Annotated in this window: 19 protein-coding genes and 1 pseudogene; 5 read left to right on the top strand and 15 right to left on the bottom strand. The window is 71.3% G+C overall.

The window, feature by feature from the left end:
- Positions 1-172: 172 nt before the first annotated feature.
- From AC3EUJ_RS26685 to AC3EUJ_RS26670, 4 genes and pseudogenes are all read right to left on the bottom strand, one after another.
- On the bottom strand, positions 173-1858 hold the full coding sequence (locus tag AC3EUJ_RS26685) for a ribonuclease J (RefSeq protein ID WP_431965609.1): 1686 nt from the start codon (positions 1856-1858) through the stop codon (positions 173-175).
- A gap of 123 nt (positions 1859-1981) precedes the next feature.
- On the bottom strand, positions 1982-2881 hold the full coding sequence (gene dapA, locus AC3EUJ_RS26680; protein WP_431965607.1) for a 4-hydroxy-tetrahydrodipicolinate synthase: 900 nt from the start codon (positions 2879-2881) through the stop codon (positions 1982-1984).
- A gap of 168 nt (positions 2882-3049) precedes the next feature.
- Entirely contained in the window at positions 3050-4153 is a 1104-nt protein-coding gene (gene thyX / locus AC3EUJ_RS26675; protein ID WP_431965617.1) for an FAD-dependent thymidylate synthase, read from the bottom strand.
- Between the two features lie 105 nt (positions 4154-4258).
- Positions 4259-4546, bottom strand: a pseudogene (locus AC3EUJ_RS26670) (FAD-dependent thymidylate synthase); the annotation flags it as partial.
- Between the two features lie 167 nt (positions 4547-4713).
- Between AC3EUJ_RS26670 and AC3EUJ_RS26665 the strand changes: the two are divergent.
- Positions 4714-5262: a hypothetical protein gene (locus AC3EUJ_RS26665; RefSeq protein WP_431965605.1), complete on the top strand. Its 549-nt coding sequence runs from the start codon at positions 4714-4716 to the stop codon at positions 5260-5262.
- On the opposite strand, the gene AC3EUJ_RS26660 is transcribed toward AC3EUJ_RS26665, so the two are convergent.
- From AC3EUJ_RS26660 to AC3EUJ_RS26640, 5 genes are all read right to left on the bottom strand, one after another.
- The gene (locus tag AC3EUJ_RS26660; protein ID WP_431965603.1) at positions 5259-7088 is read right to left on the bottom strand and encodes an IucA/IucC family protein; all 1830 of its coding nucleotides are present in this window, start codon (positions 7086-7088) and stop codon (positions 5259-5261) included. The genes AC3EUJ_RS26665 and AC3EUJ_RS26660 overlap by 4 nt on opposite strands.
- On the bottom strand, positions 7085-7678 hold the full coding sequence (locus tag AC3EUJ_RS26655; RefSeq protein ID WP_431965601.1) for a GNAT family N-acetyltransferase: 594 nt from the start codon (positions 7676-7678) through the stop codon (positions 7085-7087). The genes AC3EUJ_RS26660 and AC3EUJ_RS26655 overlap by 4 nt, the downstream gene beginning before the upstream one ends.
- Positions 7675-8970 (bottom strand): lysine N(6)-hydroxylase/L-ornithine N(5)-oxygenase family protein, encoded by a 1296-nt coding sequence (locus AC3EUJ_RS26650; RefSeq protein ID WP_431965599.1) that lies wholly within the window; start codon positions 8968-8970, stop codon positions 7675-7677. The genes AC3EUJ_RS26655 and AC3EUJ_RS26650 overlap by 4 nt, the downstream gene beginning before the upstream one ends.
- Before the next feature lie 34 nt (positions 8971-9004).
- Positions 9005-10576 carry a pyridoxal phosphate-dependent decarboxylase family protein gene (locus AC3EUJ_RS26645; RefSeq protein WP_431965597.1) on the bottom strand — a complete coding sequence of 524 codons (1572 nt, stop codon included), beginning with the start codon at positions 10574-10576 and terminating at the stop codon, positions 9005-9007.
- A 268-nt stretch (positions 10577-10844) separates the two neighbouring features.
- Complete coding sequence (locus AC3EUJ_RS26640; protein ID WP_431965595.1) at positions 10845-11879, bottom strand: ABC transporter substrate-binding protein; 1035 nt, start codon at positions 11877-11879, stop codon at positions 10845-10847.
- A 187-nt stretch (positions 11880-12066) separates the two neighbouring features.
- On the opposite strand from AC3EUJ_RS26640, the gene AC3EUJ_RS26635 reads away from it, so the two are divergent.
- The 4 genes from AC3EUJ_RS26635 (at position 12067) to argB (ending at position 15987) form a co-directional block, all read left to right on the top strand.
- On the top strand, positions 12067-13101 hold the full coding sequence (locus tag AC3EUJ_RS26635) for a FecCD family ABC transporter permease (protein WP_431965615.1): 1035 nt from the start codon (positions 12067-12069) through the stop codon (positions 13099-13101).
- A complete protein-coding gene (locus AC3EUJ_RS26630) occupies positions 13098-14123 on the top strand; it encodes a FecCD family ABC transporter permease (protein WP_431965593.1) in 1026 nt (341 codons plus the stop codon). Before AC3EUJ_RS26635 ends, AC3EUJ_RS26630 begins: the two co-directional genes overlap by 4 nt.
- Complete coding sequence (locus tag AC3EUJ_RS26625) at positions 14120-14938, top strand: ABC transporter ATP-binding protein (protein ID WP_431965591.1); 819 nt, start codon at positions 14120-14122, stop codon at positions 14936-14938. The genes AC3EUJ_RS26630 and AC3EUJ_RS26625 overlap by 4 nt, the downstream gene beginning before the upstream one ends.
- A 170-nt stretch (positions 14939-15108) precedes the next feature.
- The gene (gene argB, locus AC3EUJ_RS26620) at positions 15109-15987 is read left to right on the top strand and encodes an acetylglutamate kinase (RefSeq protein ID WP_431965589.1); all 879 of its coding nucleotides are present in this window, start codon (positions 15109-15111) and stop codon (positions 15985-15987) included.
- A 12-nt stretch (positions 15988-15999) separates the two neighbouring features.
- Here argB and AC3EUJ_RS26615 read toward each other — a convergent pair whose 3' ends face one another.
- From AC3EUJ_RS26615 to eccD, 6 genes are all read right to left on the bottom strand, one after another.
- On the bottom strand, positions 16000-16452 hold the full coding sequence (locus tag AC3EUJ_RS26615) for a hypothetical protein (RefSeq protein ID WP_431965587.1): 453 nt from the start codon (positions 16450-16452) through the stop codon (positions 16000-16002).
- A gap of 38 nt (positions 16453-16490) precedes the next feature.
- A complete protein-coding gene (gene dapB / locus AC3EUJ_RS26610) occupies positions 16491-17243 on the bottom strand; it encodes a 4-hydroxy-tetrahydrodipicolinate reductase (RefSeq protein WP_431965585.1) in 753 nt (250 codons plus the stop codon).
- Positions 17244-17299: 56 nt separating this feature from the next.
- On the bottom strand, positions 17300-18676 hold the full coding sequence (locus AC3EUJ_RS26605) for a M16 family metallopeptidase (protein WP_431965583.1): 1377 nt from the start codon (positions 18674-18676) through the stop codon (positions 17300-17302).
- Positions 18673-20907, bottom strand: a complete 2235-nt coding sequence (locus AC3EUJ_RS26600) for a polyribonucleotide nucleotidyltransferase (RefSeq protein WP_431965581.1) — start codon at positions 20905-20907, stop codon at positions 18673-18675. Before AC3EUJ_RS26600 ends, AC3EUJ_RS26605 begins: the two co-directional genes overlap by 4 nt.
- A 292-nt stretch (positions 20908-21199) precedes the next feature.
- Entirely contained in the window at positions 21200-21487 is a 288-nt protein-coding gene (gene rpsO / locus AC3EUJ_RS26595; RefSeq protein WP_361804583.1) for a 30S ribosomal protein S15, read from the bottom strand.
- Between the two features lie 199 nt (positions 21488-21686).
- Positions 21687-23156, bottom strand: coding sequence for a type VII secretion integral membrane protein EccD (gene eccD, locus AC3EUJ_RS26590; RefSeq protein ID WP_431965578.1), 1470 nt, complete (start codon positions 23154-23156; stop codon positions 21687-21689).
- Positions 23157-23350: the final 194 nt, after the last annotated feature.

Here is a 23350-nt window from a genome sequence, read left to right as displayed (position 1 = left end):
CTTCGGCCTTTCGGCTTTCGCGCTCCCCGACTTTAGCAGATGCTTTCCGCCGGATTTACCGACCCATCGTGAGGACGCACGTCTCCGTGGCGTTCTCGTCGCGGGGTTGTGCCAACGTACTGGAGCGGGGCACCCCGATGCAAATCGAGGGTGCCCCGCTCCTGGTGGTGCGTCAGACCTCCACGACCACAGGCAGGATCATCGGGCGCCGACGGTAATTGTCGGACACCCACTTGCCGATCGCGCGGCGGATGAGCTGCTGCAGCTGGCGGACCTCGGCGACGCCGTCGGAGGCGGCGCGGGCGAGGGATTCCTCGATCTTCGGGAGGACCTCGCCGAAGGCCTCGTCGTCGATGCCGGAACCGCGGGCCTGGACGTACGGGCCGCCGACGACCTTGCCGGTGGTGCTGTCGACGACGACGAAGACCGAGACGATGCCTTCCTCGCCCAGGATGCGGCGGTCCTTGAGCGAGGTCTCGGTGATGTCGCCGACCGAGAGGCCGTCCACGTACACGTAACCCGCCTGCACCTTGCCGGTGACCTTGGCGACGCCGTCGACGAGGTCGACGACCACCCCGTCCTCGGCGAGGACGCAGCGTTCCTTCGGGATGCCCGTGGCCCGGCCGAGTTCGGCGTTGGCGCGCAGGTGCCGCCACTCGCCGTGGACCGGCATGAGGTTGCGGGGCTTGCAGATGTTGTAGAAGTACAGCAGCTCGCCGGCGGAGGCGTGACCGGAGACGTGCACCCTGGCGTTGCCCTTGTGCACGACGTCGGCGCCCCAGCGGGTCAGGCCGTTGATCACCCGGTACACCGCGTTCTCGTTGCCGGGGATCAGCGAGGAGGCCAGGACCACCGTGTCGCCCTCGACGATGCGGATCTGGTGGTCGCGGTTGGCCATCCGGGACAGGGCCGCCATGGGTTCGCCCTGGGACCCGGTGCACACCAGGACGATCTTCTCGTCGGGGAGGTCGTCGAGCGTCTTGACGTCCACGATGAGACCCGGTGGGACCCGCAGGTAGCCCAGGTCACGGGCGATGCCCATGTTGCGGACCATGGAGCGGCCGATGAAGGCGACCTTGCGCCCGCGCTCGTGGGCGGCGTCCAGGACCTGCTGGATGCGGTGCACGTGGCTGGCGAAGCTGGCCACGATGATCCGCTTCCCGGCCTTGGCGAAGACCTGGCGCAGCACCGGCGAGATGTCCCGCTCGTGCGGGATGAAGCCGGGGACCTCCGCGTTCGTGGAGTCCGAGAGCAGCAGGTCGATGCCCTCCTGTGACAGTCGCGCGAAGGCGTGCAGGTCGGTGAGCCGGCCGTCCAGCGGCAGCTGGTCCATCTTGAAGTCGCCGGTGTGCACGACCATGCCGGCCGGGGTGCGGATGGCGACCGCGAGGGCGTCGGGGATGGAGTGGTTGACCGCCACGAACTCGCAGTCGAAGGGCCCGATGCGCTCCCGCTGCCCCTCGGCGACCTCGAGGGTGTAGGGGCGGATGCGGTGCTCGGCGAGCTTCGCCTCGATGAGGGCGAGGGTCAGCTTCGAACCGATCAGCGGGATGTCGTCCTTCTCCCGCAGGAGGAAGGGGACGGCGCCGATGTGGTCCTCGTGGCCGTGGGTGAGGACGATGCCGACGACGTCGTCCAGGCGGTCACGGATGGAGGTGAAGTCCGGGAGGATCAGGTCGACTCCGGGCTGCTCCTCCTCGGGGAAGAGCACCCCGCAGTCGACGATCAGCAGCCGGCCTCCGTACTCGAAGACCGTCATGTTGCGGCCGATCTCTCCGAGACCACCGAGCGGAGTGATGCGCAGGCCGCGTTCGGGCAGCGCGGGGGGTGGGCCGAGCTCAGGGTGCGGATGGCTCAAAGTATCTCCTCACCACGCACGCCACAGGCCCCGGGCGAGGGCCCGGGGACACCGTGCGCGCATGACAGCGTGCGTTCTGTTTCGTTGTCCTCATGGAGCGATATTCAGTTCTTGAGTCTTTGGCTACAGCTGTACCCCGCCGGCGGCGAGATCCTGCTTCAGCTGCGCCGTGGCCGCCTGGCCGAGCTCCACGAGCGGGAGCCGGAGCGGGCCGCCGGGCAGCCCCTGCAGGTTCAGGGCGGCCTTGGTGGTGATGACGCCCTGGGTACGGAAGACGCCGGTGAAGACCGGGAGCAGCTTCTGGTGGATCTCGGTCGCCTTGTGGATGTCACCCGAGAGATACGCCTCGAGCAGGGCCCGGAGCTCAGGGCTGACCAGATGCCCCACGACGGAGACGAAGCCGACGGCGCCGACGGACAGCAGCGGCAGGTTGAGCATGTCGTCGCCGGAGTACCAGGCGAGGCCGCTGCGGCTTATGGCCCAGCTCGCGGCGCCGAGGTCGCCCTTGGCGTCCTTGTTGGCCACGATCCGGGGGTGCTCGGCGAGCCGGACGAGCGTCTCGGTCTCGATGGGGACGCCGCTGCGGCCGGGGATGTCGTAGAGCATCACCGGCAGGCCGGTGGCGTCCGCGACGGCGGTGAAGTGCCGGTACAGGCCCTCCTGGGGGGGCTTGTTGTAGTACGGCGTCACCGCGAGCAGGCCGTGGGCTCCGGCTCGCTCCGCCTGACGGGCCAGCTCGACGGTGTGGTGGGTGTCGTTGGTGCCGACGCCGGCCACGACGAACGCGCGATCGCCCACCGCTTCCAGTACGGCCCGGACGAGCTGCTCTTTCTCCACGTCGCTGGTGGTCGGCGACTCACCGGTGGTGCCGTTGACGACCAGGCCGTCGTTGCCTGCCTCGACGAGGTGGGCGGCGAGCTGCTGCGCGCCGTCGAGGTCGAGGGCGCCGTCCGCGGTGAACGGCGTGACCATTGCGGTCAGGACCCGCCCGAAGGGGGTCTGCGGGGTGGAGGTCGGAGCCATGAGTCCAACGCTACTCGGTGCCGGTGCCGGGATACCCCCTCGGGACCTGCGATGAGGACTCCGGCGCTGCCTGCTCGGGGGTTCAAGCAGCACCGGAATCCGTTTCTGAAGACTAGACGAATTGCATGAAACCCGGCAATCGGAAGATTCCGGATGAGTGGTGACCTGCTACGGAGCGATCCGGCCGTTGGCGTTGAAGGCGGCGTGGGTGAGCGGCATGAGCTTCGCCCATTCGGCTTCCATCCGCTCCCCGACCATCTCGATCTCCCGCTGCGGGAAGGACGGGACCTTGGCGAGCTCGTGCTGGGTGCGCAGACCGAGAAAGTGCATCAGCGATCGGGCGTTGCAGGTGGCGTACATCGACGAGAACAGACCTACGGGCAGGGTGGCCCGGGCGACCTCGCGGGCGACGCCGGCCGTCAGCATCTTCTGGTACGCGTCGTAGGACTGCCGGTAGGAGGCCTCCATGGCGTCCGTCACCGCGCGGTGCTGCTCGGGGGAGCCGTGTACGAACTCGTACTTCCCTGGGCGGCCCTGCTGCACCAGCTTGCGCTCGGTGGACGGCACGTAGAAGACCGGCTGCAGCTCACGGTAGCGCCCCGACTCCTCATTGTATGAGTTGTGCACGACAAAACCATCCGCGATGAAGTTGTGGTGCGGCGGCGGCATGGAGATGTCATAGGTCATCTCCTCCCCGTCCGGAACGACGGAGACAACGCCCTCCCAGCGCACACCGTTCCGCAGGGCGCGGCGGCGCACTCCGATCGGCACGCCTTCGCCGTCGGTCTTCCGCCGGCGACACGACGTGCAGGCCGGTCGCAGGTTCGAGACGTCGAGCGCCTTGGTCAGATCGGTGTCCACGGGGATGACATGGTCCAGTTCCAGATCCTTCGCCTCGAACTTCTCCTCGCAGATGTAGCAGAGGTCGATGGGTGCGACGAGAGCGGCCCGCTGCTCGGTGGTCCAGATCTGAATCCCTTCGCGCAGGCGCTTCGGGATACCGACCCGCTCGCCGACCTCCACACGGCCGAGCCGCCCGACGCGGTCACCGGCGCGCAGGTCGCCGGCGCGAACCCAGCCGTCCGGGGTCCACACACGGTGGTCCGCGGTGCACCGCAGAGCCTTGCCGTCGGTCGTGGAGACCTTGATGATCGGCTTCACGCCGGACTCGAAGACGTCGACCATGGCCGCCTTCTCCGCCAGCCCTGTGTCCAGGTTGATCGTGTCGGCCAGGAGGTTCTGGCAGGACTTCAGCCGGCGAGTGCGCCCCATGGAGTCGGTCACACCGATCTTCCAGTCCCGGTGGATGTCCGCGATGCGTTTGGCCTTGCCGCTCTTGCCGGCACCGACGCGGATCATGGCATCACCCGGCAGACACCAGCCGACCCGGTGCCGCATGAACTCGCGGAAGACGAAGATCGGGGCGCTGATGAAGAAGGTCATCGAGTTGTGCTCGAAGGGGCTGCCATGGCGGTCCCGCATGAGGTAGTTGATCAGGCCCTTGGAGCGCTCCGGGTCCTTCGTCAGCTCCGCCAGGGACTGCTCGCCCGCCGTGGACACCCGGGCGGCCCACAACACGTCCGAGTCGGCGGCGCTGTGCTTGACGAGCTCGACGGTCACGTCGTCGCGGAACTGCACGGAATCGTCGGCGGAGGTGTCGGTCACCGGGCGTCCTTCCTCACGGAGCTGGGGGCGGCGCCCAGCCTATGCGTCCGCTCCGAGATCGCCCGACACCCGTCGACACCGGCCCCACCCCCCGCAAAGCGGAGCAAGGCAGACGACCGGCGGACCTCTGCTGGCCGGTCCCGGCGGCTCCCGCTAGCCTCACCGATGTGTCTCTGCCCTTCCTCGCCGCCGACAGCGGCCACGACGAGTACGCCGCGGACGCCGCCCTTCCGCACCGGGTCCAGGACGGGTGGATCCGTCCCTACCGCCCGGGGCCCTGGAGGGTGGCCGCGGCGGCGATGCTGCTGATGCTCGCCTCGTACCTGCTCTTCGCGGCAGTGATCATGGGGCTCGCGGGCAACGGGGCCGGGGTGGCCGCGACGATCGGCGCCGCCGTGCTGGCCATCGGCTGCGCGCTGCGCCTGCTGCGCGTGGGCTTCTGGGTCAGCACGCGCGGGCTGCGGCAGGTCGGGCTCTTCTACACCACGACGCTGCCGTGGAACCGGGTCGGCGCCGTCCGTACCGCCCAGCAGCCGGTGAAGTGGCTGGGGCTGCCCCGGACCGTCCAGGGCCAGGCCTTGGTCGTCACGCGGGCGGACGGCGACCGGCTGCGACCGCTGCTCACCGACCACAACGCGGACTTCCTGGGCCGTACGGAGGCCTTCGACCAGGCCGCCGACGCCATAGAGGGCTGGGCCGCCGAGTTCGGCCGCTAGGAGCCCAGCGCTCCCCGGGCGGTGGCCGGCCGGTGGCGGGCGATCGGATTCTCCAGTTCGCCGACGAGCTGGAGGGCACCGGAGGGGTCGGCGAGGTCGACCATCTGCCGGTTGTCGCGCAGCTGGAGCCGGTTGAGGCAGGACAGCGCAAAGGTGTCGGTGAACAGGTCGTACCGCGCGAACCGGCCGGCCAGGTGCGGGACCGCGCGCTGGTAGCCGGCCGCGCACTCGGCGACGGTGCGCCAGAAGGCGTCCTCATCGAGGATGCCCTCGTCGTCGAGGATGCCGCCCAGGAAGCGGAAGAAGCAGTCGAAGACGTCCGTGAAGATCGACAGCAGCCGCATGTCCTCGGGGACCTCGGCGCGGACGCGCCGGACCGCGGGCGGCAGGTCCGCCTCGGGGTCCATGACGCAGATCTCCTCGGCGATGTCCTTGAGGACCGCCCGTTCCACGACGCCCTTCTCGTCCAGGACGAGGATGACGTTCTCGCCGTGCGGCATGAAGACCAGGTCGTACGCGTAGAAGCAGTGCAGCAGCGGGGTCAGGTACGCCTCCAGCCAGCGGCGCAGCCAGTCCTGCGGGGTGAGGCCGGACTCCGCGACGAGGGCGCCGGCGAAGGAGCGTCCGTCCGCGTCGGCGTGGAGCAGGGACGCCATGGTGACCAGGCGCCGGCCGGGCTCCAGCCCCGCGACCGGGCTCTCCCGCCAGAGGGCGGCGAGCATCTTGCGGTACGGGGAGTGGCGGTCGGTCGCGGCCTCGTACCGGCGGTGGCGGTAGCCGACGGCGGCGTGCTCGCGGATGATCGACAGACGGGTGGCCTTGAGGACGGCGTCGCGGTCGATGAGGTCGGCCAGCCAGTCGTTGATGGCCGGGGTGGCCTCCATGTAGGCGGCGGACAGGCCGCGTGTGAAGCCCATGTTGAGCACGGACAGGGCCGTCTTGACGTAGTGCTTCCCGGGGTGGCTGATGTTGAAGAAGGTGCGGACGGACTGCTGGGCGAGGTAGTCGTCGTCGCCCGGGCCGAGGAGGACCAGGCGCCGGGCGGCGAGTTCGCCGGCGAACGTGACGGAGAGCTTGTTCCACCACTGCCAGGGGTGGACGGGGATGAGCACGTGGTCGTCGGGGTCCAGGCCGAGGTCGCGCAGGGTGGCGGCGAAGCGGGCCAGGACGTCCTCGCCGAGTTCGGCGCGCACCAGCCGGTCGTAGTCGGTGTCCGCGCAGTGGGTGAAGGTGGCGTGGTCGCGGTGGGCGGCGAGCCAGATCAGCCGGACCGGTGCCGCGGCCTCGGGGGCGTACGCGTGGTATTCGTGGATGCCGAAGCCGAGGCGGCCGTTGTTGGCGACGAAGCAGGGGTGGCCCTCGGTCATCGAGGTCTCGACGGTCTGGAAGTCGGCCCGGGCGAGCTCGGCGACGGTGGGGCGGGGACCGGAGAGCTTGTAGGCGGTGCCGGAGAGGGTGGAGCCGATCTCCTCCAGGTACACCGGAAGGACCTCGTCGGACAGGCCGAGGGCGGTGCGCAGTTCGATGACGAAGTCGATCGCGTCCAGCGGGAGTTCGGCGCCGTCGCGGTGACAGGTGATGCTGCCGGCGTCGACCAGCCAGTGGTCGAGGGTGAGGACGCGGGCGGCGAAACGGTACTCGGTGGCGCCGTCGTCGCTGGTGACGGTGTAGCGGCCCGGTGCGGTCCGCACGGGCGCCAGGAGCCGCTCGTGGGTGAACTCGGCGAGGGCCTTGCGTATGAGCAGGCGGCCCGCGCGGTCCCACAGCTCGGGGGTGAGATGGGCGACGGCGTCGCGGGCGGCGCCGGCTGCGGCTGTCGCGGTCATGCGGTTGCTCCTCGGGACGTCCGGCCGGCCTGGGTGGCCAGGAACTGCTCGCGGGTGCAGGTGCTGAGCAGCGCTTCCTTCTCGGGCTTGGTGATCGGGCCGACGGTCTCGAAACCGACGGCGGCGTTGAGGGCGTGGACGGCGGTGTTGCGGAGGTCGGGTTCGACGACGACGCGGCGATGGGCGGGGGCGTCGAGGAGGAAGGCCATGACGGTGGTGATCACGGCGAGGGTGAAGCCGTGCACGGGGGTGTCGGTGGGGGCGCACAGGAAGTGCATGCCGACGTCGCCGTCCCGGGCTTCGTAGAGACCGGCCAGTTCGACGTGCCGGGGGTCGTAGCGCTCGACGAGGAAGGCGGGGCGGCCGTCGTGGAGGCCGACGAAGGCGTCGTGGTACGGGTGCTCGGCGATCTTGCCGTACTCGTACGCGACCGTCGCCGGGTCCGCGTCCTGCATCATCCAGTACGCGGACTTGGGGTCGGTGACCCAGCCGTGCAGCAGCCCGGCGTCGCCCTCGGGGTCCAGCGGGCGCAGCGCGAAGGTGCCCAGGCGCTCGTCGGTGCGGGAGTACAGGGGGGTGGCGACGGTCATGCGGCGGCTCCGGCGGGGGCGCCGAACTCCTGGAAGGCGATGGACCTCTCCAGGGGGTAGACCTCGCGGCCGGTCAGCTCGCGGATGATCCAGGAGTTGCGGTAGGGGCCCATGCCGAGGTCGGGTGAGGTGATGCTGTGGGTGTGGGTGCCGCCGTTCTGCAGGAAGACGCCGCGGCCGGTGGTGTCGATGCTGTAGTTGCGGGCGACGTCGAAGCGGCCGTGGCGGTCCCGGCGGAGGCGGTCGTGGACGGGCTCCAGGAAGGCGGGGACGCGGTACCGGTATCCGGTGGCCAGGACCAGGCCCTGGGTCTCGAGGGTGAAGTCGCGCTCCTGCTCGACGTGGCGCAGGCCGAGGGTGTACGTCCCGGCGGTCTCGTCGTAGGACGCGCCGGTCAGGGCGGTGTTGGTCATCAGCCGGGTGGGGACCGGGCCGCGCACGCTCTTTCGGTAGAGCAGGTCGAAGATGCCGTTGATGAGGTCGGCGTCGATGCCCTTGAACAGGCCCTTCTGCTCGGCCTCCACGCGGTAACGGGTGTCCTCGGGAAGGGCGTGGAAGTAGTCCACGTACTCGGGCGAGGTCATCTCCAGGGTGAGCTTGGTGTACTCCAGCGGGAAGAACCGCGGGGAGCGGGTGACCCAGTTGAGGCGGTAGCCGCCGGTGCCGGTGCCGGCGAGGAGGTCGTAGTAGATCTCGGCGGCGCTCTGGCCGCTGCCGACCACGGTGACGGACTGCTTGGCCTGGAGGGCGGCCTTGGCCTCCAGATAGCCGGAGTTGTGGACGAGGTCGCCGCCCAGGCCGCGGCAGGCCTCGGGGACGTACGGCGGGGTGCCGGTGCCGAGCACCAGGTGACGGGCGCGGTGGGTGGTGGTGCCGCCGTCGGCGTGGCGGGCGTGGACGGTGTAGAGGCCCTCCTTCTCGTCGTACTCGACACGGGTCGCCTCGTGGCCGAAGCGGACGTTGCCGAGCTTGCCGGCCGCCCAGCGGCAGTAGGCGTTGTACTCCTCGCGAACGGGATGGAAGTGCTCGCGGATGTAGAAGGAGTACAGCCGTCCGGACTCCTTGAGGTAGTTCAGGAAGGAGAACGGGGAGGTGGGGTCGGCCAGGGTGACGAGGTCGGCCATGAAGGGCGTCTGGAGGGTGGCGAAGTCCAGCAGCATGCCGGGATGCCAGTCGAAGCCGGGCTTGCTGTCCAGGAAGAGGCCGTCGAGGTCGTCGAGGGGGGCGGTCAGGCAGGCCAGGCCCAGGTTGTAGGGGCCGAGTCCGATGCCGATGAAGTCATGGGTGGGCATGGGGGCGCTCCATGGGGTGACGAGGGGGTCGGGTTCAGCCGGCTCGGCGCTCGGGCACGGCACCCGGGCCGGTGCCGGTGCCGTCCAGATGACGGCGGGCGTGCCCGGCGAGCAGGTCGAGGACGTGGGCGATGTCGGCCGTCGACGTCTCGGGGTTGAGCAGCGTGAACTTCAGGTAGTGGTGGCCGTCGACCGTGGTGCCGGCCACGACGCCCTCGCCGGAGGCGGCCAGGGCCTCACGGGCGTGCAGGTTGGCCTCGTCCGCGCGGGCGCGGGCGGGCCCGTCCGGCGGGAGGTGGCGGAAGACGAGGGTGCTGAGCTGGGACTTGGTGACGACCTCGAAGCGGGGATCGGCGTCGAGCAGCCGCCAGGCCTGCTCGGCGCGGTCGCAGACCTCGTCGAAGAGCGCGCCGACGGCGTCCGGGCCCATGATGCGCAGGGTGAGCCAGAGCTTGAGGGCGTCGAAGCGGCGGGTGGTCTGGACGCTCTTGTCGACCTGGTTGGGGACCTTCTCCGCGGTGCGCGCGGGGTTGAGGTAGTCGGCGTGGTACGTCGCGTGGCGCAGCGTCGCCCGGTCGCGGACCAGCAGGGCACCGGAACTGACCGGCTGGAAGAAGGACTTGTGATAGTCGACGGTGACGGAGTCGGCGCGCTCGATGCCGTCCAGCAGGTGCCGGCGGGTCTGCGAGACCAGCAGGCCGCAACCGTAGGCGGCGTCGACGTGCAGCCATGTCCCGGCCCGGGCGCACAGGTCGGCGATGGGCCGCAGGGGGTCGACGGAGCCGAAGTCGGTGGTACCGGCGGTGGCCACCACGGCCATGAGGACGAGGTCCTCGCGCTTGCAGCGTTCGATCTCACGGGCGAGGGCGGCCGGGCGCATCCTGCGTTCGCGGTCGGTCTCGACGGTGATGACGGCGTCGGGTCCGAGGCCGAGCATCTTGGCGGATTTCTCGACGCTGAAGTGGCCGGCCTCGGAGGCGATGATCCGCAGTCGCGGGAGGAGCTCGTGCTTCCCGGCCGGGACCGGGGAGTTCTCGGCCGCGCGGATGCATGCCTCCTCGCGGGCGAGCAGCAGGGCCTGGAAGTTGGACTGGCTGCCGCCGCTGGTGAAGATGCCGTCGGCGTCCTCGCCGAGGCCGATGCGGTCGGCGGTCCAGTCGACGAGGCGGCGTTCGATGAGGGTGCCGCCGGCGCTCTGGTCCCAGGTGTCGAGGGAGGAGTTGACGGCGGTGAGCACGGCCTCGCCGAGCAGGGCGGGGATGACGACCGGGCAGTTGAGGTGGGCCAGGTAGCGCGGGTGGTGGAAGTACACCGCGTCGCGCAGGTAGACCTCGTCGAGTTCGTCGAGCGCCGCACCGGGGTCGCCGAGCGGGGTGTCGAGGTCGATGCCGGAGATCCGGGGGGCGAGCCTGTCGGGGGTGATGCCGGTGAACGGCCGCTCGGTGGCGGCGATGCGGCCGGCGACCCGGCGGATTCCCTGGGTGAGGGAGCCGCGGTAGCGGTCGAGGTTGCGCTCGTTGAACAGGTGCGCCCGTGCAGCGCCGCCGCCGCCGGCGGGGGCTGCCGCTGCGGTCCGGTCCTCGTCGGTGGGGGCGAGGAAGCTCATGGTGGTCCTCTCGTGGGGGGGTGTCGGCCGTGGGCCCCGGGTGGGGTGCCGGCCTCGCCGTCACCCTCGGCTCAGTGGCCGACGAAGAAGCGCGCGCACATCAGGTGGCGGTGCAGGGTGCGGACGGCTCCGAGGAGGCCTGGTACACCGGGGCGGTGCGCTCGGAAGGTGCGGGACCGCAGCCCGCCGCGGGCGCCGGGACCGTGGCCGGCTACGGGGGGAACCCGTCGCCGGGCTCACCTCGGCGGTGACTGCGCTCAGCCGTGGGTCAGGTGAGCTTCTTGGCGTTCCGGATCGCCTTGGCCAGGTCCTCCAGCAGGGGCGCTGCGCCGGCCCAGGAGAAGCGGGGGACGGCGTCCCAGGGGGCGATCTGGCCGGCCTTGACGGCGGGCAGCTTCTTCCAGGCGGGCTTGGCCTGGAGCGCCTCGGGCTGCAGGGCCGTGTTGCGGGAGTCGAGCAGGATCAGGTCCGCGTCGTACTTGTCCGCGTTCTCCCAGCTGAGGCTCTCGTAGTAGTCGCCGCCGTCGGTCTTCTCCGGGACGATGACGTCCACGCCCAGGGACTTGAAGTACATGAGGTCGGAGCTGACCCCGGGGTTGGAGACGTAGAAGAGGTCCGCGGCGCCGGAGGCGGCCAGCACCTTGATGCCGCCGCTCGCCTTGGCGGCCTGGCGAAGCGTCTCGGCGGCCTTCTCGAAGCGGGCCTTGGCCGCGGTGACCTTGGCGGCCTTCAGGTCGGCGCCGAGGGACTCGGCGAGCTCGGCGTAGCGCTGGACCGGCTCGGTCAGGGGGACCCGGCCCGTGGTGACGGCCACACTCGGGGCGAGCTCGAGGATCTTGTCCTTGCTCTCGTCCGGGACGTACCAGAGGGCGTCCGGGTCGTACATGTGCGTGACGAGGAGGTCCGGGCGCAGGGCCGCGTACTTCTCGACGCTGAACTCGCCCCAGACGTTGCCGAGGATCTCGACCTCGGCGACGTCGAGGTCGCCGGCCTGCTTCTCGGGGGTGCCGTCCGCCTCCTTGGTCTCGCCGAAGACGCCGACGATCTCCTTGCCGAGGCCGAAGTCGACCAGGGCGGCGGCGGTGCCGGTGAAGGCGACGATGCGCCGGGGGGTGGCCTTCGCCGTGACCTTGGTCTTGCGGTCGTCGGTGAAGGACCACGGGCCGCTGCCGGTGCCGGTCCTGACGGATGCCTTGTCGCCACCGCCGGAACCGCACGCGGCGAGCAACGCGCCGAGGCCCAGGGCACCGCCGGCGGCGAGCATGCCTCGGCGGCTGGGGCGGGGGTCTGCGTCGATGGGCATGAGGGTGCCTACTTTCGAGCGAAGTACGAGAACAGGGGGAGTCACCGGCCGACGGTCTAACTTAGGTTACCCTAACCTAAGTTATGAATCAGTCGTCAAGAGCCACCCAGGCGCCGGCACCAGGAGGCCGTCCGTGAACCCCATCAACCCCTCTGTTCCGGAGGGGAGTTCGAAGTCCGAACCGGCTGTGCCGACGGCGCCGACCGCGGCCGGCGCGAACCGGGCCGGGCACTCCCGGCTGCTGCCGAGGATCGCCGGGCTGCTCGCCTCCCTGCTGCTCCTGCTGCTCGTGCTCGGCGCCGGCGTCGCGGTGGGCGCCAAGGCGCTCTCCCCTCAGGAGGTGTGGCAGGGGCTCACCGACAGCGACTCGCCCGCGTACACCGTCGTGCATGAGATGCGGCTGCCGCGCACCCTGCTCGGCCTGCTGGCCGGCACCGCCCTCGGCGTCTCGGGTGCCCTCATGCAGGCGCTCACCCGCAATCCGCTGGCCGACCCCGGACTGCTCGGCATCAACGCCGGCGCGTCGGCGGCGGTGGTCACCGCCATCGCCTTCGCCGGGCTGAGCAGTTTCACCGGTTACGTGTGGTTCGCCTTCGCGGGCGCCGCGATCGTGTCGGTGCTGGTGTACGCCGTCGGCGGCGGGCGGGGGGCGACCCCGGCGCGGCTGGCGCTGGCGGGCACCGCGGTCAACGCGGCCCTGTTCTCCTGTGTCAACGCCGTCATGCTGCTGGACTCGGCCGCCCTGGAGCGCATGCGCTTCTGGACGGTCGGCTCGCTGGCCGGCGCCGACATGACCACGGTGGTCCGGCTGACGCCCTTCGTCGCCGCCGGGCTGCTGCCGGCACTCGCCCTGGGACGGCCGCTGAACGCGCTGACCCTCGGCGACGACGCCGCCCGCGCGCTGGGCGCCCGTCCGGCCCGTACCCGCGCGGCGGTCATCGTCGCGGTGACGTTGCTGTGCGGGGCGGCGACGGCCGCCTGTGGGCCGCTGGTGTTCGTCGGGCTGATGGTGCCGCACCTCGTCCGGGCCCTGACCGGGCCGGACCAGCGGTGGATGCTGCCCTACAGCGCGTTGCTGGCCCCCGTGGTGCTGCTGGGCGCGGACGTGCTGGGGCGGGTCGTCGCCCGGCCGTCGGAACTGCAGGTCGGCGTGGTCACCGCCGTCGTGGGCGGGCCGTTCTTCCTCTACTTCGTACGTCGGCGGAAGGTGGCGGCCGCATGAGCGTCCTGCGGTACGGAACCCGGTCGGTGCGCCTGCGGCCGCGCGCGGCGCTGGTCGGCGCGGGATGCGCGCTGCTCGCGCTCGCGGTGGGCGTCCTCGCGATCGGCACCGGCGACTATCCGCTGGCCCCCGGGGACGTGCTGCGCACGCTCGCCGGGAACGGCGCCCCCGCCGACGACTTCATCGTCAACGAGCTGCGGCTGCCGCGCGTGGTGACCGCGCTGCTCACCGGTGCGGCCCTGGCGCTGGCCGGCGCCGTCTTCCAGTCGGTGGTCCGCAACCCACTGGGCAGCCCCGACGTGCTGGGCTTCACCCAGGGCGCGACGACCGGGGCACTGGTCGTGGTCGTCACCGGCGGCGGGAGCACGGCGCTCGCCTGCGGAGCGGTCACCGGCGGCGCGGTCACCGGCGTCCTGGTCTACGCGCTGGCCTGGCGGCGGGGCGTGCACGGCCGGCGGCTCGTGCTGGTCGGCATCGGCGTCTCGGCGATCCTCACCGGCATCAACGGATACCTGCTCACCAAGGGGCAGTTGATGGACGCCGCCCGGGCACTGCTGTGGATGACCGGCAGCCTCGACGGCCGCGGCCGGCGGGACTGCGGACCGCTGCTCGCTGCGATGGCGGTGCTGGTGCCCGTGGTGCTGCTCGGCTGCGGCCGGGGCCTGCGGATCATGGAGATGGGCGACGACGCCGCGTACGCGCTCGGGGTGCGCGTCCAGCGCGTCCGGCTGGTACTGCTGGCCTCCGCGGTGCTGCTGGCCTCCTTCGCGGCCGCCGCGGCCGGGCCCGTCGCTTTCGTGGCGCTGACCGCGCCCCAGCTGGCCCGCCGGCTGACCCGGACGCCGGGGCCGAACCTGCTGCCCTCGCTGTGCACGGGCGCCGTGCTGATGGTGGCGGCGGACTGGGCGGCGCAGTCGGTCTTCCCCGGTCGGCAGCTGCCGGTGGGTGTGGTGACGGGGGTGCTGGGCGGGAGCTACCTCGTGTGGCTGCTCGCGACGGAACGCAAGGCAGGACGGATATGACGACGGCCAACGACACGACCCGGCTCGGCGGGGAGGCGCTCACGCTCGCCTACGACCGGCGCACCATCGCCGAGGGGCTGAGCGTGGCGGTTCCGGACGCCTCCTTCACGGTGATCGTCGGACCCAACGCCTGCGGGAAGTCCACCTTGTTGCGCGCCCTGTCGCGGACCCTGAAGCCGGTGGCCGGCACGGTGCTGCTGGACGGGCAGGACATCGGCAGGCTCCCGGCCAAGCAGGTGGCCCGCACACTGGGGCTGCTGCCGCAGACGTCGGTGGCGCCGGAGGGCATCACGGTCGCCGACCTCGTCGCGCGCGGCCGCTATCCGCACCAGGGCCTGCTGCGGCAGTGGTCCCGGGAGGACGAACGGATCGTCGCGCAGTCGATGGCTGCCACCGGCGTCGCGGACCTGGCGGAACGCGCCGTCGACGAGCTGTCGGGCGGACAGCGGCAGCGGGTGTGGATCGCGATGGCCCTGGCGCAGCAGACGCCCCTGCTGCTGCTCGACGAGCCGACGACGTACCTGGACATCACGCACCAGTTGGAGGTCCTCGACCTGTGCGCGCGGCTGTACGAGGAGGGCCGCACGGTCGTCGCCGTCCTCCACGACCTCAACCACGCGGCGCGGTACGCCACGCACCTCATCGCGATGCGGGACGGCCGCGTGGTCGCCGAGGGCGCACCGTCCGACGTGGTCACCGAGGCCCTGGTGCAGGAGGTCTTCCGGCTGCGCTGCCGCGTGATCGACGACCCCGAGACGGGCACCCCCCTCGTCGTCCCCACCGCCCGCCAACCCCTGCGGGGCGCCACGCCGTGACCCGGCACGGGCCCGGGCCGTGCCGGGCCGACAGCCCGCCGCAGCAGCGCGATGGCCCCGTGACGCCGCGCCGTTGGGCGCTGTGCGGGCGACAGACGAGCGTCATCGGGTGTTCGCCTGGGGCTGTTAGCGTCCGGCCGACCCGGCCCGCCGAGGACCTGGAGCGACTCTTGCTCGCACCGCCCCACCCGAACACGCTCCTCAGCCATCCTGGGCCACTGCCCGCGCTGGAACCGCTGCGGGGCCGGACCGTCGTCGTGAAGTTCGGCGGGCACGCCATGACCGACGCGCCGTTGCTGCGTTCCTTCGCCGAGGACGTGGTGCGGCTGCGGCAAACCGGGGTGCGGGCCGTCGTGGTGCACGGGGGCGGTCCGCAGATCAGCGCGCAGCTGGAGCGGCTCGGCGTGCCGGCGCGCTTCCTGGGCGGGCAGCGTGTCACCACCCCGGAGACGCTGGACGTGGTGCGGATGGTGCTCGCCGGGAAGGTGCAGCGGGAGCTGGTGCGGCTGATCAACGAGCACGGCCCGTACGCCGTCGGGATCACCGGCGAGGACGCGCACACCCTCACCGCGGTGCGCAGGTACGCCGAGGTCGGCGGGGAGCTGATGGACATCGGCCTGGTCGGGGAGGTGACGGAGGTCAGCACCGCGGCCCTGGACGTGCTGCTGGACCACGGCCACGTCCCTGTGGTGTCACCGCTCGCCCGCGGGACGGACGGCGAGGTCTACAACGTCAACGCGGACGCGGCAGCCGGCGCGCTCGCCGTCGCGCTGGGCGCGGAGTCCCTGATGGTGCTGACCGGCGTACCGGGGCTGTACGCGGACTGGCCGCGCCGGGAGCGGGTGCTGGACCGGCTCACCGCCACCGAACTGGAACTGATGCTGCCCTCGCTCGGGGGCGGCATGGTGCCGAAGATGGAGAGCTGCCTGCGCGCGGTCCGCGCCGGTGTCCGAACCGCGCGGGTGCTGGACGGGCGTGCCCCGCACGTCCTGCTGCGGGCGCTGACCGGCGCCCCCGGGGAGACCGGGACGACCGTCCTGCCGGGCTGAGCCCGGACCCGCTCAGCGGGTCTGCGGCGCCTTCCCGCGCAGGGCGATCGCCCGCTGCATGGCCTTGCGCGCCCGCGGGGTGTCGCGGGCGTCGTGGTAGGCGACCGCGAGCCGGAACCACGTCCGCCAGTCCTCCGGCGCGGCTTCCGTCTCGGCCTTGCGCCGGGCGAAGACCGCGTCGGCGGAGGCCCGGTCCACGCGACCGCTCGGGGTGCGGACCAGTTCGTCCTCCGGCAGTCCGCCCTCGGCCTCCAGTTCCCTGGCCAGCCGGTCCGCGTTGCGCGCGAACTGCGTCGTACGGACCAGGAACCACACGCCGACCAGCGGCAGCACGAGCACGGCCACGCCGAGGACCACCGTGACCGGGCGGCCGTCCTGGATCAGCCAGACGCCGCGGGCGCCGGCCAGCACGAAGTAGACGACCAGGACGGCCGCGAGGACGAAGTAGGTGATCTTTGCGCGCATGGTGGTCGAACCGGCTCCAGTCTGTGTCTCTCGGTCGGTCAGTCGAGGTCCATGAAGTGCTCCAGGCCGAAGGTCAGCCCCGGCGTGGAGACGATCCTGCGCACGCCGAGCAGTACGCCCGGCATGAAGGAACCGCGGTTCATGGAGTCGTGACGGATGGTGAGTACCTCGCCGGCGTCGCCGAAGAGCACCTCCTGGTGGGCGACGAGACCGCGCAGCCGTACCGCGTGCACGGGCACGCCCTCGACGTCGGCGCCGCGCGCGCCGTCCAGGGCGGTCGCGGTGGCGTCCGGCTGCTCGCCGAGCCCGGCCTCGCGGCGGGCGTCGGCGATGAGCTGCGCGGTGCGGACGGCGGTGCCGCTGGGGGCGTCGACCTTGTCCGGGTGGTGGAGTTCGACGATCTCCGCGGACTCGTAGAAGCGGGCCGCCTGGCGGGCGAAGCGCATGGCCAGAACCGCGCCGATGCCGAAGTTCGGCGCGATGAGTACACCGGTGCCCGGCGCCGCGCCGAGCCAGCCGCGCAGGGTGTCCAGGCGCTCGTCGGTCCAGCCGGTGGTGCCGACGACCGCGTGGATGCCGTGCCGCAGGCAGAAGTCGAGGTTGCCCATGACCGAGCCGGGGGTGGTCAGTTCCACCGCGACCTGGGCCTCGTTCTCGGCCATGACCTCCAGCTTGTCCTCGCGGCCGATCGCCGCCACCAGCTCCAGGTCGTCCGCGGCCTCGACGGCCTTGACCGCCTCGGCGCCCATGCGGCCCCGGGCCCCGATCACACCCACGCGGATCTTGCTCATCGTTCCAGTCCTCCGGTCCAGACGTTCGAGACGGTCGGTACGGCTCAGGCTCGGGCTCAGGCGACGGACTCGTGCAGTCGAGCGGCCTGCCGGTCCTTCAGCGGGCCTATGACGGCCAGTGAGGGACGCTGTCCCAAGACATCGCGGGCGACCGCGCGCACCTCGTCGGGTGTGACCGCGGCGATCCGCTCCAGTGTGGCGTCCACCGACATCTGCTCGCCCCAGCAGAGCTCGCTCTTGCCGATCCGGTTCATGAGCGCGCCGGTGTCCTCCAGGCTGAGTACGGTCGAGCCGGAGAACTGGCCGATGGCGCGGCGCAGTTCCTCGTCGCTCAGCCCGTGTTCGGCGACCTGGTGCAGCTCCTCGCGGCAGATCTTGAGGACTTCGTGGACGCGGCGCGGCTGGCAGCCGGCGTACACGCCGAACAGGCCGCAGTCCGCGAAGGACGAGGTGTACGAGTAGACGCTGTAGGCGAGGCCGCGCTTCTCGCGGACCTCCTGGAACAGCCGGGAGCTCATGCCGCCGCCGAGCGCGGTGTTGAGCACGCCCAGCGCCCAGCGCCGGTCGTCGTGCCGGGACAGCCCCGGCACGCCGAGCACGACGTGTGCCTGCTCGGTACGGCGCTCCAGCAGCTCGACCCTGCCCTGGCCGCGGATCGTGCGAACGCCGCCGCGCGGGGCGCGGGGCACGGCGTCCGTGTCGCGGAGGGCGCCCGCGTCCTCGAAGGCCTTGCGGACCTGGCGGACGACGGTGGCGTGGTCGATGTTGCCCGCGGCGGCGACGACCAGCCGCGTCGGGTCGTAGTGCTTCCGGTAGAAGCGGGCGACCTGGTCGCGGGTGAGGGCGTTGATGGTGTCGACGGTGCCGAGGACCGGGCGGCCCAGCGGGGAGTCGCCCAGCATGGAGGTGGCGAACAGGTCGTGGACCTGGTCGCCGGGGTCGTCCTCGGTCATCGCGATCTCCTCCAGGACGACACCGCGCTCGGCGTCGATGTCCTCCTGGCGGATCAGGGAGCCGGTCAGCATGTCGCTGACCACGTCGATGGCGAGCGGCAGGTCGGTGTCGAGGACACGCGCGTAGTAGCACGTGAACTCCTTGGCGGTGAAGGCGTTCATCTCACCGCCGACGGCGTCGATCGCCGAGGAGATCTCCAGCGCGCTGCGCCGGGAGGTGCCCTTGAAGAGCAGGTGCTCCAGGTAGTGCGTGGCGCCGTTCAGGGCCGGGGTCTCGTCGCGGGAGCCGACGCCGACCCAGATGCCGAAGGTCGCGGAGCGCACGGTCGGCAGGGTCTCGGTGACGACGCGCAGTCCCCCGGGCAGGACGCTGCGCCGGACCGTGCCGATGCCGTCGGTGCCGGGCAGGAGGGTCTGCGTGCGGACGGCCCGCCCCTTGGTGGAGGGGCGGGCCGTCACACGAGTGGTGCGGGTGGTCACTTCTCGGACGCGTCCTCGGCCTTGTCGTCGGCCTTCTCGTCGGACGCCTCGTCCCCCTCGATGACCGGGATCAGCGACAGCTTGCCGCGCTGGTCGATCTCGGCGATCTCGACCTGGACCTTGGAGCCCACGGCGAGGACGTCGTCGACGTTCTCCACACGCTTGCCACCGGCCAGCTTGCGGATCTGCGAGATGTGCAGCAGGCCGTCCTTGCCCGGGAGCAGGGAGACGAAGGCACCGAAGGTGGTGGTCTTCACGACCGTGCCCAGGTAGCGCTCGCCGACCTCGGGCATCGTCGGGTTGGCGATGCCGTTGATGGTGGCGCGGGCGGCCTCGGCGGACGGGCCGTCGGCGGCACCGATGTAGATGGTGCCGTCGTCCTCGATGGTGATCTCGGCGCCGGTGTCCTCCTGGATCTGGTTGATCATCTTGCCCTTGGGGCCGATGACCTCACCGATCTTGTCCACCGGGATCTTGACGGTGATGATGCGCGGGGCGTTCGGCGACATCTCGTCCGGAGTGTCGATCGCCTCCATCATCACGTCGAGGATGTGCAGACGGGCGTCGCGGGCCTGCTTGAGGGCCGCGGCCAGGACCGACGCCGGAATGCCGTCGAGCTTGGTGTCCAGCTGCAGCGCGGTGACGAACTGCTTGGTGCCGGCGACCTTGAAGTCCATGTCGCCGAACGCGTCCTCCGCACCGAGGATGTCGGTGAGGGTGACGTAGTGGGTCTCGCCGTCGATCTCCTGGGAGATCAGGCCCATGGCGATGCCGGCGACCGGGGCCTTCAGCGGCACACCGGCGTTCAGCAGCGACATGGTGGAGGCGCAGACCGAACCCATGGAGGTGGAGCCGTTGGAGCCGAGCGCCTCGGAGACCTGGCGGATGGCGTACGGGAACTCCTCGCGGGCCGGCAGCACCGGCAGGAGCGCCCGCTCGGCCAGCGCGCCGTGGCCGATCTCGCGGCGCTTGGGGGAGCCGACGCGGCCGGTCTCACCGGTGGAGTACGGCGGGAAGTTGTAGTTGTGCATGTAGCGCTTGCGCGTCTCGGGCGACAGCGTGTCCAGCTGCTGCTCCATGCGCAGCATGTTCAGCGTGGTGACACCCAGGATCTGGGTCTCGCCGCGCTCGAACAGGGCCGAGCCGTGCACCCGCGGGATCGCCTCGACCTCGGCGGCCAGGGTGCGGATGTCGGTGACGCCGCGGCCGTCGATGCGGACCTTGTCCTTGATGACGCGCTCGCGGACCAGCTTCTTGGTCAGCGAGCGGTAGGCCGCGGAGATCTCCTTCTCGCGGCCCTCGAACTGCGGCAGCAGCTTCTCGGCGGCGAGACCCTTGACGCGGTCCAGCTCGGACTCGCGGGCCTGCTTGCCGGCGATGGTCAGCGCCTGCTTGAGCTCGTCGGCGACGGCTGCCTCGAGCGCCTCGAACACGTCGTCCTGGTAGTCCAGGAAGATCGGGAACTCGGCGGTCTCCTTGGCGGCCTTGGCGGCCAGGTCGGCCTGCGCCTTGCAGAGCACCTTGATGAAGGGCTTGGAGGCCTCCAGACCCGCGGCGACGACCTCCTCGGTCGGCGCCTCGGCGCCGCCCTCGACGAGCTTGATCGTCTTGTCGGTGGCCTCGGCCTCGACCATCATGATCGCGACGTCGCCGTCCTCGAGGGTGCGGCCGGCCACGACCATGTCGAAGACGGCCTCCTCCAGCTCGCTGTGGGTCGGGAAGGCGACCCACTGACCGCGGATCAGCGCGACGCGGACGCCACCGATCGGGCCGGAGAAGGGCAGGCCGGCGAGCTGCGTGGAGCAGGAGGCGGCGTTGATGGCAACCACGTCGTAGAGGTGGTCGGGGTTGAGCGCCATGACCGTCGCCACGACCTGGATCTCGTTGCGCAGGCCCTTCTTGAAGGACGGGCGCAGCGGGCGGTCGATCAGGCGGCAGGTGAGGATCGCGTCCTCGGAGGGACGGCCCTCACGGCGGAAGAAGGAGCCGGGGATCCGCCCGGCCGCGTACATGCGCTCCTCGACGTCCACCGTCAGGGGGAAGAAGTCGAGCTGGTCCTTCGGGTGCTTCGAGGCGGTGGTGGCCGACAGCACCATGGTGTCGTCGTCCAGGTAGGCCACGGCCGAGCCGGCGGCCTGACGGGCCAGGCGGCCCGTCTCGAAGCGGATCGTACGGGTGCCGAAGCTGCCGTTGTCGATCACGGCTTCGGCGTAGTGGGTCTCGTTCTCCACTATGGGGATTCTCCTCTTTCGTGCCGCCGGGCGTCTTCCCGGTGGCCGTCGGTGGAGGGGCGTCCCGCCGGGCCGGTCTTCGATCGAAGCCTCCGGGACGTACGTGCTGCCCGGCGGCCACTACCGAGGACCGGCTCTGGTGGCGCTTAGGAGGACGCTCCCTCCTCATGCTCTATGGCGTTGTGTATGGGACCAGACTACAAAGCTTCTGTCCCGGTCTCGCGCCCAGCGCGGTCCCGTGGGTACGCCAAGGGAGCGGCTCCCGGGTGGGAACCGCTCCCTTTACGGCGTCTCAGCGGGCGCCGGCCGCACCGCGGCGGATGCCGAGGCGCTCTACCAGGGCGCGGAAGCGCTGGATGTCCTTCTTGGCCAGGTACTGCAGCAGGCGGCGGCGCTGGCCGACCAGGATCAGCAGACCACGACGGGAGTGGTGGTCGTGCTTGTGGGTCTTGAGGTGCTCGGTCAGGTCCGAGATGCGGCGCGAGAGCAGCGCGACCTGGACCTCGGGGGAGCCGGTGTCGCCCTCCTTGGTGCCGAACTCGGCGATGATCTGCTTCTTCGTCGCGACGTCGAGCGACATACGGTCTCCTTGTGGTGTCGGTGCCTCCGAGCGCCCCTGGTCTGCGTCACAGGAGAAGCTTCGATGACCCGGAAGGCATGACGCGCCGCACATGGGCGGACGCATCGACTACACAGAGTACCACCCCGGGCCCGGTGCGATGTCCGGGGCCGGGGTGGCGGGTGCCGCGGGTGCCCCGGGCGGCCTGGGGCCGCCCGGCTCAGCCGCTGGTCATGCCGCGGGCCTCGGCGTACAGGTCGAGGACCGCGAGGGCGAGCGGGATCAGGGAGAGCAGCACGGTCGCCTCTGCGAGGTCGAGCATCCGGCCCCAGAAGGGGGTGACGCCCTTGCTGGGGACGATGAGGGCGATCGCGACCAGGAGGGCGGCGCCGAGCGCGACCGCCGCGGACAACCACACGGTGCGGATGTCGAGCGAGGAGTGGTTGCCGCGCAGCAGGTCGGTGAGGACGTCGGTCGGCAGGTTGAGGGAGAGGCCGATGATCAGCAGCGCGATGGTGACCACACCGGCGACCATCAGCGTCACGACCTGCGAGGTGTAGCGGAACAGCCGGGCGCGCATCAGCGTCGCCAGGCCCATGGCGAGGGCGAGCAACTGCGCCCAGGTGCTGTCGGAGAAGCCGAGCACGACGCCGGCGGAGCCCACGATCGCGGCGGCGCAGCCGCCGACCAGGCCGAGCAGCAGCTCGTGGCCCCGGCGGGCCTGGCCCGTGATCCGGTCGAAGTCGACCGGCTCCTCCTCGCCGTGCCGGTCGCCGTCGCCGCGGTGCCGGGCCTGGACCTGGTCGGGCGAGCGGAAGCCGATGGGCAGCCGGGCGAAGCGGGCGGACCAGCCGGGCAGGAAGCCGATGACGGCGATCATGACGACGGCGGTGACGGCGGCGGCCTCGCGCGGCGCGGCGTCGGTGAGGATCGCCACGAAGGTGGCCACGGTGCCGACGCCGGCGGTGAAGGAGGCCGCGACGAACGGCGCGTCCCCCTGCGGCAGCATCAGCACGAGCAGTACGGCGGCGATGAGCACGACCACGCAGCCGATGAGGAAGTGCAGCCGGCCGGGCCCCTCGTTCTCGCCGAGGCCCATGATCCCGGAGCCGGCGACGAGCAGCAGGGGCAGGGACGCCAGGCCCAGGGCGACGGCGGAGTGCCGGTCGTCGTACACGCGGGCGCGTACCGAGGCGAGCGCCACCAGCACCAGGCCCGCGGCGCCGGCGAGGATGCCGGGCAGGCCGTGCATGTCGTGCTTGACCGGCTCGGAGAACCAGAGCACGAAGGCCACGAGGGCGAGCAGGATGACGCCCGCGGTCAGGCCCACGCCGCGCATCAGGCCGTCGTTCCAGCTGCGGCGGTCGGTCTCGACGGCGGCGGCGACGGCGTCGACGACGTCGTCGAAGACGGCGGGCGGCAGCGAGTCCGCGAACGGACGCAGCAGCAGCAACTCCCCGTCGTGCACGCGCTGTTCGGCCAGGGACAGGGTGCCGTCGAGGACACGCCCGTCACGTCGGACCAAGTTGTAGCCGGTGGGGGCGGCTTCGTCGGGTGTCTGGCCCGACAGGCGCAGTATCTCGGGGTGGATGTCGGACAGCGGCACATCCTCCGGGAGTGCCACATCGATCCGGCTGTTCGGCGCCGCCACCGTGACTCTGCAGAATCCCGTCGCTGAGATCGTGCTCACCTGGAGTGGTCCCCCTCGTCCGGTGATGGGTGGGTTGGGGTGAGGTCCACGCGGCCGTCCAGGGTCGGACCCCCGTCCGCGCTTCGCGATCCGTCACCCTACCGGGTACCCCAAGTCCCTTGTCCCCCACCCGTCCCAGTGCCCTGGGACTGTCATGCCCAGTAGGATCGCCACCTGCCTGTGGTCCAATGCCC

Source organism: Actinacidiphila sp. bgisy160 (assembly GCF_057707815.1).
This window is presented reverse-complemented; position numbering and strand designations above follow the sequence as displayed.